Here is an 11980-nt window from a genome sequence, read left to right on the forward strand (position 1 = left end):
GTCAGGCGCGGGCGGGGGACGGGCCCACCGCGAGGATGCGGGCGCGGATGACGTCCGCGGCGCTGTCCTCCGCCGCCACGACGACCCGGACGGACGGCCCGTCGGCCGCCGGGACGGTCCGGCCGTGCTCGGCACCGCCGAGGACGACGTCCAGCGGCGTGCTCCGGACCGTCGGTCCGACCTCGCCCGCCGCGATCGCCGCGGCGAGCGGGTCGTGCAGCGGTGCCCGACGGACGTGGTCGACCGTCTCGTAGAAGTCGATGTAGCGCGACAGCATCGTCCCGAGCGCCACCCGCAGCGGATCGCCGGCCGCGGTGAACCGAGCGGCGTCGGCGTCGTCGAACCGGTGCTGCCGTGTGACGTCGAGCGGGACGAGCACGAGGTCGAACCCGGCGCGGAGCACCCGCCGCGCGGCCTCGGCGTCGTTGTGGACGTTCGCCTCGGCGGTCGGCGAGACGTTGCCCCGGTCCCAGACGGCGCCGCCCATGATCGTGAGCGTGCCGACGAGTTCCGGCAGGCGCGGCTCGAGCTCGAGCGCGACGGCGAGGTTCGTCAGCGGCCCGATGGCGAGCACGTCGAGCTTCCGCGGTCCGTCCGCGAACGCGCGCGCCTGGCGGACCAGCAGTTCGGCGGCCGGGTCGTCGGCGGCCGCGACGCCCGGCGGCAGGTCGACGCCGCCGATCCCGTTCGCTCCGTGCACGTGCGGGGCGCCGCCCCGGTACGCGCCGCCGATGGGATCGTGCGCGCCGACGGCGACGGGCACGGCGCGCTCGCACATCGCGAGGAGCGCCGCCGTGTTGACCGCCGCCGTCGCGGCGTCGATGTTCCCGGACACCGTCCCGATGCCGACGAGGTCGACGTGCGGCACGTCGAGCAGGTACGTGAGCGCGAGCGCGTCGTCGACGCCGGTGTCGCAGTCGAGGAAGAGCGGGACGGTGGGGACGGTCATCCGGTCATCCTCGCACCGAGGAGCGCTTCGCCGAGCGGTCCGCCGGCCGCGAGCGCACGTGCGCCCGCTCCCCCTGCGGCCCGTACAGGCAGAGCACCTCGGTCACCTCGTCGGTGACGTTGCCGATCCAGTGCGGCGTGTGCGTGTCGAACTCGACGACCTCGCCCGGGCCGAGGTCGAGGTCGCGCTCCCCGAGGAGCAGCCGCAGCCGGCCGGACAGGACGTAGAGCCACTCGTACCCTTCGTGCGTCTTGCGGGTCGGCTCGCCACCCGGGGACCGCGGCGGGAACAGCTGCTTGAACGACCGCACCCCGCCGGTCCGCCGGGTGAGCGGCACGACCACCCGACCCCCGTGCAGCTCGGGCTTGAGGTGCACGCGCGGGTCACCGGTCTCGGGCGCCCCGACGAGGTCGTCGAGCGGCACCTGGTACGCGCGGGCGAGCGGCAGCAGGAGCTCGAGCGTGGGCTTCCGTCGTCCGGACTCCAGCCGCGACAGCGTGGACACGGAGATCCCGGTCTCCTCGGCGAGCGCCGCGAGGGTGACGGAGCGGCGCGCACGGAGGGCGCGGAGCCGAGGACCGACCGCGTCGACGACCTCAGCAGTCGTACGTGCGGTGATCCGTTCCTCCCGGCCACGGTCGTGTGCTGAGCTGCCCATGGCGACCATGTTGCCAGACCGGCAACGTGGCTTGCTGCTCCTGCGCCCTGCTGCTGATGATGCCCGCATGCGAGATCACCACGACGTCATCGTCATCGGCGGAGCAGCCGCCGGCCTGTCCGCCGCACTCATCCTGGGCCGCTCGCGGCGGTCCGTCCTGGTCGTCGACTCCGGCGAACCGCGGAACGCCCCGGCGGAGGGCGTGCACAACTACCTCGGGCGCGAGGGGGCGTCGCCCGCGGCGCTGTCGCGCATCGGCCGGAGCGAGGTCGCCGCGTACGGCGTCGAGGTGGCGGACGGGAGGATCGTGGCCGCGTCCACGACGGACGGTGACGGTGTCGACCCGGTCGGGTTCTCGGTCACGCTCGACTCCGGCGCGGTCGTGACGGCCCGTCGGTTGGTCGTCGCCTCCGGCGCCGTGGACGTCCTGCCGGAGGTCCCGGGGCTCGCCGAGCAGTGGGGGCGCGGTGTCGTGCACTGTCCGTTCTGCCACGGGTGGGAGATCCGTGACCGGCGCATCGGTGTGCTCGTGACGACGCCGATCGGCGCGCACCAGATGCTCATGTTCCGGGCACTGAGCGAGGACGTGACGGCGTTCGTCACCGATCCGGCGCTCGTCGACGACACCGCGCTCGCGGGGTTCGCGGCCCAGGGCGTGCGGGTCGTGTCCGGCCCGGTGACGGCGGTCGTGTCGGACGGCGACCGGCTCACCGGGGTCTCGACGGGATCGGGCGAGTTCGTCGCACTCGACGCCCTCGCCGCGGCGAGCACGGTGGAGGCGCGGGTCGGGTTCCTGTCCGGGCTCGGACTGACCGCGACCGACCAGTTGCTGGGCGACTTCCGGTTCGGCAGTGCGCTGGCGGTCGACGCGGCCGGGCAGACGACCGTCCGTGGCGTCTACGCAGCCGGGAACGTCGCCGCGCCGATGGCGACCGTGGTCGCGTCGGCCGCCGCCGGCACGCAGGCCGGGGCCGCGGTGCACGGGGACCTGGTGCAGGCGGACCTCGCCGCGGCACTGGCCCGAGCGGCGACGGCGACTGCGACGGGTCAGTCGACCCGGTAGCCCGCCTGGGCCGCCAGGAGCGGCGCGAGCGTGTAGAGCTGGTCGGCGCCGATCGTCGCTCCGCGGAAGCCCTCGAGCCGCTCCACCCGGTCGAGGTCGGCGCCGCGGAGGTCGACGTGGTCGATCCTGGTGTTCGACCCTTCGGCCGCACGGATCCTCGTGCCGTCGAACGACACCCGGAGCAGTCGGGCGTCGGCGATGTCGAGCTCGTCGATGACGCAGTCGCGGAACACCACGTCGGTCAGCGTCGACCCGCGCAGGTTCACGAACCCGAGCTTCATCCCGACGAACTCGACGCCGTTCAGTCCGGCGTCGTACAGCTCCGCGGAGCCGATGCGTCCGCCGGCGATCCGGACCTCCCGCCAGGAGCTGCTCGATGCGCGGAACACCGGGGCGTCGAGCGTCTCGACCACGGAGTCGCGCACCCGGAGGCCGCGGAGGTCGGCGCCGTCCGCGCGGAGCGTCCCGATCACCGACTCCTCGATCTCGAGGTCCGGCACGCGGTCCCCCGCCAGGTCGAACACGTCGATGCGCTTGCCCTCGACCCGGTCGCCGGTCAGGACGTCACCGGGGCCCGGCGTCCAGTCCTCGAGCTCGGTCGGGTCGGTCAGGGTGATGCGGGGGGCGTCGGTGCCGGAGGAGGAGCGGGCCATGCGCTCAGTCTGCCGGGTGGGACCGACGCCGCAGGTCGCTGGAGAGCACGTAGTCCTTCGCGGGGCCGAGCGCCGACCACCGGACGGTCCAGTGCTCCGTGTCGCCGGTGAGCACGCCGGAGTAGTCGTCCGGCGCACACGCGTGCGACACCTCCGATCCCCAGACCCAGTCGTGGAACACCCGGCCGTCGGCGAAGTGCACGGTCCAGCGCCCGGAGTCGTCGCGGCGGACCCGGAGCGTCCGGGACACCGGGACGGTCCGACCGTCGAACGTCATCGTCCCGGTCTCGTCCCAGCGGACCTCGTCCGGGCCGGTCGCGGTCAGGGTGGTGGTGCCGGTCACGGTGCCGTCCACGCCCGCCCGCCGGTCGTCCACGTGCCGGTGCAGCTCCCACTCCCCGAGCAGGTCCGTCGGTGTCACCACGCACTCAGGCTAGCCGCGGAGGGCGTCCATGCGGGCCGAGCGGTGCTCGTCGTCGGTGATCACCCCACGAGCATGCAGGTCGTCGAGTTCGGCGAGCCGCTGCTCGAGTGACCTCGCCGGTGCCAGGGCGTCGCTCTGCGCCGCCTGGAACGCGAGGTCCTCGGTCAGTGTCAACGGGTTCTGGCCGCGGTTCGCCATGCGGGTCGACCGGTGGACCGCGAGCACGATCACGGCGATCATCCCGAGGACGACGATCACGCCGCCGATCATGACGAGCGACCAGACGACGTCGTAGCCGGCCGGGACCATCGGGTTGTCGGTCTCTTCGAACGCCATGGTTGCCCCCTCGTGCTCGTTCGGTACCGCGAGCGTAGCGACATCCGCGCCGACGTTCGCCCCGCCGCTCACGACGGGGTCCGAGGGTCACCCGCGCAACGGATCCGACGCCTCGACGTTCGCACCGTCCGCGAACCCGGCCACCAGCTCGCGCAACGCGTCTTCCGAGGTGTGCCGCGCCTCCCAACCGAGTTCGGACCGCGCGCGGTCCGTCCGCATGACCGGCACCTGCGCCGCGATGTCCACCCACCCGGCGTCCGTGGGCTGCAGCCGCACGCGCCACGTGAGGGTGACGAGTCCGCGGATGAGCCACATCGGCGCCCGGATCGCACCGAGCATCCCGAACGCCCGTGCGAGCCGCGGCGGGTTGAGCACCGGTGAGGCCGCGATGTTGAACGCGCCCGCGGCTCGTCGGTCGATCGCCCGCCAGTAGGCGTCGGCGACGTCGTCGGCGTGCACGGCCTGGAACACGAACGGCAGCGGTAACGGCAGGACGGCCCAGCGCAGCCAGCGGACGATCGACATCGGCACGAGGTGTCCGAGGAAGAGTCCGCGGATCTCGGCCGCGGCACCGCGCTGGAAGACCAGCCCGGGCCGGAGCCGCGTCACGACGATGTCCGGGTGTGCTGCCGCGAACTCGTCCATCGCGGCCTCGTTCGCGGCCTTGTGGACGGAGTAGGTCGCCGTCGGGATCCCGTCGGCGGGCCAGGACTCGTCGACCGGCGTCCGCTTCCCGTCGACGTCCACGCCCCGGTAGGTCCCCACCGAGGACGCGACGACGACCTGCGGCACACCGGCCCGGGCGACCGCCTCGAGCACGGCGGCGGTCCCGACGACGTTCGTCCGGTGCTGCGCGGGGATGTCGTGCGTGGGCTGCAGCGCCCAGGCGAGGTGCACGACGGCGTCGGCACCGCGGAACACCGCGGTCAGCTCGTCGACGGCGGTGCGTCCGCCGACGTCGACGGCGTGCCAGACGGCGACGTCGTACGGCGCGACCCGGGCGTCCGGCAGGCGACGGGCGACTCCGACGACCTGCAGGCCGCTGCCGTCCCCGGCGCCCTCGAGGCGCGCGGCCGCGAGCCGCCGGAGCACGGCCGTCCCGACGTTCCCGGTGGCGCCGACCACCGCGACGCGCATCAGCCCACCGCCCGCATCAGGCCGCGGCCAGTGCCGGGTCGAGCACGACCTTGACGCAGCCGTCCTGCTTCTTCTGGAACACCTCGTACATGTGCGGGGCGTCCTCGAGCGAGACCCGGTGCGTCGTGAGGTCGAGCGTCCCGAGCGGGTCCGACGGGTCCTCGACGAGCGGCATGATGTCGTCGATCCAGCGCTTCACGTTGCACTGTCCCTCGCGGATGGTGATCTGCTTGTCGAACAGGGTCATCATCGGCATCGGGTCGGCCATGCCGCCGTAGACGCCGGAGAGCGACACCGTTCCGCCGCGGCGGACGAGGTCGATCGCGGCGTGCACGGCGGCGAGCCGGTCGACGCCGGCGGTCTCGATCGCCTTCTGCGCGAGCTTGTCGGGCAGGAGTCCGGCGGCCCGCTGGGCGAACCCGGCGACGGGGTTGCCGTGCGCCTCCATGCCGACCGCGTCGACGACCCCGTCCGGGCCGCGCCCGTCGGTCAGGTCGACGAGCTGCGGGACCACGTCCTTCGTGAGGTCGAACACCTCGGCGCCGTGCTTCGCGCCGAGGTCGCGTCGGACCTCCTCCGGGTCGACCGCGAGCACCCGGTAGCCGAGGTGTGCACCGATCCGCGCGGCGAACTGTCCGACGGGGCCGAGGCCGAGGACGGCGAGCGTCCCGCCCTCGGGGACGTTCGCGTACTGCACGGCCTGCCAGGCGGTCGGCAGGATGTCGCTGAGGAAGAGCCACTGGTCGTCCGGGCCGGACTCCGGCACGACGATGGGGCCGTAGTCGGCGTGCGGGACGCGGAGGTACTCGGCCTGGCCGCCGGGCACCTGGCCGTACATCTTCGTGTACCCGAAGAGCGAGGCGCCGGTGCCGTACTCGGTCACCTGCGTCGTCTCGCACTGCGACTGCAGGCCGTGCTGGCACATCCAGCAGTGGCCACAGGAGATGTTGAAGGGGATGACGACGCGGTCGCCGACCTTGAGGTTCGTCACGCCGGAGCCGACCTCCTCGACGATGCCCATCGGCTCGTGTCCGAGCACGTCACCCTTGTCGATGTACGGGCCGAGGACCCGGTACAGGTGCAGGTCGGACCCGCAGATCGCGGTGGAGGTGATCCGCACGATCGCGTCGGTCGGTTCCTGGATGGTCGGGTCGGGGACGGTCTCGACGGACACCTTCTCGGTGCCCTGCCAGGTCAGTGCGCGCACGTCGCGTTCCTCTCGTCGTGGTTCTCAGCCGGCCGGGGAGGCGCGGCTCGTCTCCCCCACGTCGGTACCCGCCCGACCCGTGGCGCGTTCACAGCCCCGTCCGCTCCGCGCGCTGTCGTGCGCCACGCTGCGAACCGCTACCGGAGGGCGACCGGGTCGTCGAGGACGGCGCGGAGCACCGCCCCGTGCTCGGTGCGATCGCCCGGTCCTGCGCTTCCGGCGAGCATGATGAGGGACTTCCAGAGGGCCCACCCCCTGGCGCGTGCCCACGTGTCGGCGTCGAGTCCGACGGCCTCGCGGAACGCTCCTCGCGCGGGTCCGTCGAGGAACGTCCACGCGAGCACGAGGTCGCTCGCCGGGTCGCCGACGCCGCACGTGCCGAAGTCGATGAGGGCGGTCAGCCGCCCCTCGTCGTCGACCAGCAGGTTGCCCGGTGCGACGTCACCGTGGAACCAGACACCGGGGCCCGTCCACGCCGAGGCCGTGGCGTCCGCCCAGACCCGCTCGCAGGCCGCGCGGTCGACGGCGTCCCTGAGGTGGTCGAGCGCCGCCACCACCTCGGCGGCGTAGGACGACGGGTGGGCACCGCGGTGGAACGAGTGCGCCCCCGCGACCGGACCGTCGCCGGACGGGATCGCCCGCAGCTGCCGGAGCACCGCTCCGACGTCGCCGGCGAACCGCACCCGATCGAGATCGACGGCCCGGTGCGCCACCGTGCCGTCGATCCACCGCCGGACCGACCACGGGAAGGGGTACCCCACGTCGGGGACGCCCAGCCCGACCGGTTCCGGCACCGCCACGTCGAGCCGAGCCGCCAGGTACGGCAGGACCCGCTGCTCCTTCTCGACCGCGGCCACGTACCCGGCCGCACTCGGCAGTCGGACCGACAGCTCGGTCCCCAGCCGGTACGTCCGGTTGTCCCACCCCTGCGGATCGACCTCTCGCACCGGCAGTCCGGACCACCGCGGGAACTGCGCGGCCACGAGCCGTTCCACGAGTGCGGCGTCGATCAGGGGGCGGGGCACCTCGGTGTGCATGCCGCCAGGTTAGGCTCCGCCCATGACCACGGTGTCCGAGCTGTTGACCGCCAACCTCCACGACGTGTTCGGGAACCGCGACGCCGCGTCCCGCCGTGCCGCGATCGAGCGCACCTACTCGCCCGACGTGACCTTCACCGACCCGGACGCGACGGTCGTCGGCTGGGACGCCCTCGCGCAGAAGGCCGCCGAGCTCCTCGATCAGGCACCGGGCGCGTTCCAGTTCGTCGAGGAGGGTCGGCGCTACGTCTCCGCCACCCACGGTGCACTCGCGTGGGGGTTCGGTCCCGTCGGTGACCCTGTCGTGCGCGGCGTCGACGTCGTGGAGGTGCGCGACGGACGCATCGTGGCGCTCACGACGGTCCTCGCCGAGCAGTCCGAGCAGACCGAGCAGACCGACTAGGCGTCGTCAGCCGCGCAGTCGGTCGCGCTCTGCAGGGGGCAGGTGCTCCGTCGCCGTCGACCGCGCCGCCGGCGTGAGGAACCGACCGCTCCGCTCGAGGAACGCCACGAGCGCGGCTTCCGACGCCCGCTTCCCGGTGTCCCGCAGGACCCAGCCCAGCGCGGACTGCACGACCTCGTTGCGCTCCCGCACGAGCCGCCCCGCGATGGCGAGCGGTACCTCGGCGTCGCCCTGCTTCGCGAACGCCAGGGTCGCGACGACGGCGATCCGTCGCACCATCGCCACGTCCGACTTCGCCAGCGCGAACAGCGGCCCGGTCGAGGCGCCGACGAGGGGCGCCCCCACGAGCTCCTCCGCCGCGAGGTCGACCAGCACGGGGTCCTCGAACCGTTCGGCCTTCGCCGCAGCCAGGTACTCGTCGGTGAGCTCCGGGTCCGCCCGCTCGCGCATCGCCTGGACGAGCAGCAGCACGGCCACGAGTCGTGCGCCGGCGTCCTCGCTCCACAGCAGTGCCGACCGCTCCCCCTCGTCGAGGTCCGCGAACCGGCGAGCGACCCGGCGGGCCGCCGGGACGTCACCGGACGTCCGTGCGAACGCCGCGAGCACGGCCTCAGCGTCCGCCGACTCCCGTCCGCCGCTCCGGGTGCCCGTCACGCGACCTCCCCGTCCGTCGCGCCGGACCGGGGCACGGCCCGGCGACCGCGGACCAGGACGATCACCGCGACCACCACCAGGAACGCGGCGAAGAGCCAGGTGCCCACCTGCGGATCGACGAGGCGGGCGATCCACGCGCCTCCCGGGGAGCACACGGCGGCGGTGATCCCCACGGTCAGACCGACGCGCAGGTCCACCGCTCGCCGGCGGAGGTTCGCGACCGTCCCGGAGACCGACGTCGGCACCATCGTCAGCAGCGACGTCCCCTTCGCCAGCAGGTCACCGGCGCCGAGCACGACCTCGAGCCCCGGCACGATGACGACGCCACCACCGACCCCGACGAGCCCGGACAGCACGCCGGAGAGGAGCCCGAGCAGCAGCAGGACGACCGCCTCGAGCACCCCGAAGTGCACGTCGCCGCCCCGCGACGGGACCGACGTGGACAGCGAGACGAGCACGACCACGATGAACCCGACGAAGATCCACGGGAGCACCCGGAGCGGCAGCGCCCGCAGCAGCCGGGCGCCGATCGGGGCTCCGACGACGCTCCCGACCGCGAGGGTCAGCGCTGCGGCCCAGTGCACCTCGCCCTGCACGGCGTAGGTGACGGCGCCGACCACGGCCGCGGGGGCGATCGCCACGAGGGACGTGGCCGAGGCCCGGCGCTGGTCGAGGTGCAGGAAGGCCATGAGCGCGGGCACGACGATCACGCCACCGCCGACTCCGAAGAGGCCGGACAGCACACCGGCGACGATCCCGATCGCCACCAGCACGAGCACCCGTCCGCCGCGCTTCTCCACCCGCCAAGGCTAGCCGCGCCCGCGCGGAGCCCGGGTCAGCGGCAGTGCAGCGCCGACGTCTGCACGTGGAACATCAGCGGACAGCACCGAGGCTGGTGCCGGGGCCAGCACATCGCCGGGTGGTTGCCCCGGGCAAGGTTGAAGCCCACCACCGCAGCAACGGTGATGGGCTTCGAATTGCTCTCCGAGTGGAGTGCCAACGGGACCAGAGACGTCCCGAGCGCGAACGCTCGGGACCGGCATACGCGAGCCCCCTCGCGCATGCACCCTCGGCACTTCCGCTCCTCGTGTCCGCCGGCGCTGACACCGGAGCGGAGGGACTGAGACGGGCGGCCCGCACTCCTGACCGAGTGCGGGCCGTTCACCAGCCGATCACGCAGACGATCAGCGGAAGTGCAGCGTCTTCAACGGGTCGACCAGCGTCCCGCCCTGCCGCACCTCGACGTGCACGTGTGGCCCCGTCGACTGCCCTGTGTTGCCCGACTTCGCGATCTGGGTCTTCGCGGTGACGACCTGCCCCTGCTTCACCTGGAGCACGCTGAGGTGCGCGGTGAGCACCGTCGTCATGCCGTAGGTCACGACGACGTAGTTGCCGTACGAGGCGTTGTTCGCGACGACGCTCGTGACCTTCCCGGTGGCCGAGGCGTACACCGGCGTGCCCGTCCCCACGGCGGCGTCGGTGCCCTGGTGGTAGCGCGGCACGTGCCCGGCGCCCCGGTCGTCGCCGAACTTGCCGGAGATCTTGGTGCTCTCGACGGGCCAGAGGAGCCCGGACACCGGCCGCGTCGACCAGGACCGGGTGTCGGTCTTGCCGTAGAGCACGACGTTGTTGTCGACCTGGACGAGCAGCTGTCCGGCGCCGGCCCGGCTGGTGTTCGTCGCCCACAGCGCCTTGCCCTGGGCGGAGTACACGACGAGGTTGCCGTCCTTCTGCACGGACGTGTACGCGTTGTAGTTCCGGATCGTGGTGGTCGTCAGCCAGGCGACGGCGCCGTTGAGCCGCTGCACGAGCATCCCGTTGCCCATCATCGTCAGCGTCCGCGCGTTGGACGCGTCGGCGCGGAGCGTGGTGCCGGGCAGGATGACGTTCCCGGCCGGGACGCGGTCCTGGTACGAGGACCAGTTGACGATCGCGCTGGTGCCGGCGAAGAGCGCCATGGTGCCGTCGCCGCGGACGTCGAAGCGCGTGGACTGCGCGGTGCCGGCGGCGGACCAGCGGGCGAGCCGCTTGCCGTTCCGCATGATGTCGAGGGCGCGGTTCTTGCCGATCACGGCGACGGCGCCCGGTTGGTTCGGCGTGTTCGACGCCCACAGCACCACGTTGCCGATGCCGTACTCGACGAGGTTGCCGTCGCCCTGCAGCACGAGCCGGAACTGCCCGTTCGGCGAGGTCACGGAGTCACCGGGGTTGAGCGTGGTGCCGGCGGGCGCGGAGCCCGTGTGGACGACCGGGGCCGCGGCCGAGGCGGGCTGCGCCAGCCCGACCAGTGCACCGGCTGCGACGGCGAGTGCTGCGACGGCTGCCGCGATGCGTGGGAGGCGCCCTGCGCGCGCGACGGTCGACGGTGTGGTGGTCATGGATCCCCTGCCCTGGAACCGGCCGTGCCCCTGCGCGACCGTTCGGCAGCACGCCCGGTGCGCGCCGCCGAACGATGTTCACCTTTCCGTGCCGGGGTGCACAACCCCCTTGACAGGGTGGGGAGAACCCCAGTTCCAGGGGCAAGCGGCGTGTCACGCGGTCTGGAAGAACTCCTTCGGGCACTCGAGCAGCGCCTCGAGCTTGCGGAAGGACTGCTTCCAGCCGGCGATGTTCATGTCGCGCATGACCTCGGGGAACGGCCCCTGGGTGAGGGTGACGATCGTGCCGTCGCCGTCCTCGGCGAACTCGAGCGTGAGGGACAGCGGCGTGCCGTCCTCGATGCCGGGGATGCCGTGCGCGACCTGGGTCCCGATGATGACCCGGTTCTCCTCGATCTCCTGCAGGGTGCTGGTGACGGGCGAGGACCACTCCGGGTTGTCGTTGCTCACCATGGTGAGGTTCCACGCGCCGCCGACGCGGGCGTCGACCTCGACGGTCGCGACGGGGACGTGGAAGCCGAGCGGCCCGAACCACAGCGCGAGCATCGCCGGGTCGACGAAGGCCTGGTAGACGTCGGCCACCGGGTACGCGAACCGGTGCGTGGTGTGGGCGGTGAACTGTTCGGTCATGAGTGCTCCTGGTTGTCGAGGTGGTGCGTGACGGGGGTGACGGACGCGCGGGCGGCGAGCACCGCCTCCAGGCTGTCGAACCGGCGGTCCCAGACGGGCTGCAGCCCACCGAGCCACGCGCCGAGTTCGTCGACGGCCTCCGGCCGGAGGCGGCACGTGCGCCAGGTGCCGTGCCGCTCGCGGGTGATGAGCCCGGCGCGTTCGAGGACGCCGAGGTGCCGCGAGATCGCCGGGGCGCTGACGTCGAACGGGGCGGCGAGGTCCGACACGGTCGCCTCGCCCTTCCCGAGCCGCTCGACGATGCGCCGTCGGATGGGGTCGGCGAGCGCCGACAGGACGGCGTCGACACGGTCGGTCTCCATCGCCCCTCCCTACTGAACGCTCCGGTTAATTAACTGATGGGTTCAGTATGGGCCCGCACCAACCCGTGCGCAAGAGCGGTTCGTGCGCA

At 73.0% G+C, this 11980-nt stretch carries 15 protein-coding genes; 2 read left to right on the forward strand and 13 right to left on the reverse strand.

Features of this window, described 5'->3' with window-relative positions; all coding sequences use genetic code 11:
* Position 1 precedes the first annotated feature (1 nt).
* Together FS825_RS17045 and FS825_RS17050 are read right to left on the reverse strand one after the other, a co-directional pair.
* Positions 2–949: a nucleoside hydrolase gene (locus FS825_RS17045; protein ID WP_144715371.1), complete on the reverse strand. Its 948-nt coding sequence runs from the start codon at positions 947–949 to the stop codon at positions 2–4.
* Positions 950–953: 4 nt separating this feature from the next.
* Positions 954–1607, reverse strand: coding sequence for a helix-turn-helix domain-containing protein (locus FS825_RS17050; protein ID WP_144715373.1), 654 nt, complete (start codon positions 1605–1607; stop codon positions 954–956).
* 67 nt (positions 1608–1674) lie between these two features.
* Between FS825_RS17050 and FS825_RS17055 the strand changes: the two genes are divergently transcribed.
* Positions 1675–2670 carry an NAD(P)/FAD-dependent oxidoreductase gene (locus tag FS825_RS17055; protein ID WP_144715375.1) on the forward strand — a complete coding sequence of 332 codons (996 nt, stop codon included), beginning with the start codon at positions 1675–1677 and terminating at the stop codon, positions 2668–2670.
* On the opposite strand, the gene FS825_RS17060 is transcribed toward FS825_RS17055, so the two are convergent.
* The 6 genes from FS825_RS17060 to FS825_RS17085 form a co-directional block, all read right to left on the reverse strand.
* Positions 2655–3323 (reverse strand): pentapeptide repeat-containing protein, encoded by a 669-nt coding sequence (locus FS825_RS17060; RefSeq protein ID WP_144715377.1) that lies wholly within the window; start codon positions 3321–3323, stop codon positions 2655–2657. The two genes, FS825_RS17055 and FS825_RS17060, sit on opposite strands and share 16 nt — an antisense overlap.
* A 4-nt stretch (positions 3324–3327) precedes the next feature.
* Positions 3328–3747, reverse strand: coding sequence for a DUF6314 family protein (locus FS825_RS17065; protein ID WP_144715379.1), 420 nt, complete (start codon positions 3745–3747; stop codon positions 3328–3330).
* A gap of 9 nt (positions 3748–3756) precedes the next feature.
* Positions 3757–4083: an SHOCT domain-containing protein gene (locus FS825_RS17070; RefSeq protein WP_144715381.1), complete on the reverse strand. Its 327-nt coding sequence runs from the start codon at positions 4081–4083 to the stop codon at positions 3757–3759.
* A gap of 87 nt (positions 4084–4170) precedes the next feature.
* Positions 4171–5220 (reverse strand): NAD-dependent epimerase/dehydratase family protein, encoded by a 1050-nt coding sequence (locus FS825_RS17075; RefSeq protein WP_144715383.1) that lies wholly within the window; start codon positions 5218–5220, stop codon positions 4171–4173.
* Between the two features lie 16 nt (positions 5221–5236).
* Positions 5237–6427 carry a zinc-dependent alcohol dehydrogenase gene (locus FS825_RS17080; RefSeq protein WP_144715385.1) on the reverse strand — a complete coding sequence of 397 codons (1191 nt, stop codon included), beginning with the start codon at positions 6425–6427 and terminating at the stop codon, positions 5237–5239.
* Positions 6428–6564: 137 nt separating this feature from the next.
* Entirely contained in the window at positions 6565–7464 is a 900-nt protein-coding gene (locus FS825_RS17085; protein ID WP_144715387.1) for an aminoglycoside phosphotransferase family protein, read from the reverse strand.
* Between the two features lie 22 nt (positions 7465–7486).
* On the opposite strand from FS825_RS17085, the gene FS825_RS17090 reads away from it, so the two are divergent.
* Positions 7487–7867, forward strand: a complete 381-nt coding sequence (locus FS825_RS17090; RefSeq protein ID WP_144715389.1) for a nuclear transport factor 2 family protein — start codon at positions 7487–7489, stop codon at positions 7865–7867.
* Positions 7868–7873: 6 nt separating this feature from the next.
* Here FS825_RS17090 and FS825_RS17095 read toward each other — a convergent pair whose 3' ends face one another.
* From FS825_RS17095 to FS825_RS17115, 5 genes are all read right to left on the reverse strand, one after another.
* The gene (locus tag FS825_RS17095) at positions 7874–8521 is read right to left on the reverse strand and encodes a DNA alkylation repair protein (RefSeq protein ID WP_186377315.1); all 648 of its coding nucleotides are present in this window, start codon (positions 8519–8521) and stop codon (positions 7874–7876) included.
* Positions 8518–9321, reverse strand: coding sequence for a sulfite exporter TauE/SafE family protein (locus FS825_RS17100; protein WP_260981298.1), 804 nt, complete (start codon positions 9319–9321; stop codon positions 8518–8520). Before FS825_RS17100 ends, FS825_RS17095 begins: the two co-directional genes overlap by 4 nt.
* Positions 9322–9705: 384 nt before the next feature.
* A complete protein-coding gene (locus FS825_RS17105) occupies positions 9706–10899 on the reverse strand; it encodes a peptidoglycan DD-metalloendopeptidase family protein (protein ID WP_144715393.1) in 1194 nt (397 codons plus the stop codon).
* A gap of 153 nt (positions 10900–11052) precedes the next feature.
* Positions 11053–11529, reverse strand: a complete 477-nt coding sequence (locus FS825_RS17110; RefSeq protein WP_144715395.1) for an SRPBCC family protein — start codon at positions 11527–11529, stop codon at positions 11053–11055.
* A complete protein-coding gene (locus FS825_RS17115; protein ID WP_144715397.1) occupies positions 11526–11891 on the reverse strand; it encodes an ArsR/SmtB family transcription factor in 366 nt (121 codons plus the stop codon). The genes FS825_RS17110 and FS825_RS17115 overlap by 4 nt, the downstream gene beginning before the upstream one ends.
* Positions 11892–11980: the final 89 nt, after the last annotated feature.

The organism is Curtobacterium pusillum (assembly GCF_007680845.1).
In the GTDB taxonomy this organism is placed as follows: Bacteria; Actinomycetota; Actinomycetes; order Actinomycetales; family Microbacteriaceae; genus Curtobacterium; species Curtobacterium pusillum_B.

Bases quoted from the DNA above. Each gene is read 5' to 3' on its own strand.
- FS825_RS17085 (WP_144715387.1), bottom strand. From the start codon at position 7,464: ATGCACACCGAGGTGCCCCGCCCCCTGATCGACGCCGCACTCGTGGAA.
- FS825_RS17060 (WP_144715377.1), bottom strand. From the start codon at position 3,323: ATGGCCCGCTCCTCCTCCGGCACCGACGCCCCCCGCATCACCCTGACC.
- FS825_RS17045 (WP_144715371.1), bottom strand. From the start codon at position 949: ATGACCGTCCCCACCGTCCCGCTCTTCCTCGACTGCGACACCGGCGTC.
- FS825_RS17050 (WP_144715373.1), bottom strand. From the start codon at position 1,607: ATGGGCAGCTCAGCACACGACCGTGGCCGGGAGGAACGGATCACCGCA.
- FS825_RS17110 (WP_144715395.1), bottom strand. From the start codon at position 11,529: ATGACCGAACAGTTCACCGCCCACACCACGCACCGGTTCGCGTACCCG.
- FS825_RS17055 (WP_144715375.1), top strand. From the start codon at position 1,675: ATGCGAGATCACCACGACGTCATCGTCATCGGCGGAGCAGCCGCCGGC.
- FS825_RS17105 (WP_144715393.1), bottom strand. From the start codon at position 10,899: ATGACCACCACACCGTCGACCGTCGCGCGCGCAGGGCGCCTCCCACGC.
- FS825_RS17115 (WP_144715397.1), bottom strand. From the start codon at position 11,891: ATGGAGACCGACCGTGTCGACGCCGTCCTGTCGGCGCTCGCCGACCCC.
- FS825_RS17070 (WP_144715381.1), bottom strand. From the start codon at position 4,083: ATGGCGTTCGAAGAGACCGACAACCCGATGGTCCCGGCCGGCTACGAC.
- FS825_RS17090 (WP_144715389.1), top strand. From the start codon at position 7,487: ATGACCACGGTGTCCGAGCTGTTGACCGCCAACCTCCACGACGTGTTC.
- FS825_RS17075 (WP_144715383.1), bottom strand. From the start codon at position 5,220: ATGCGCGTCGCGGTGGTCGGCGCCACCGGGAACGTCGGGACGGCCGTG.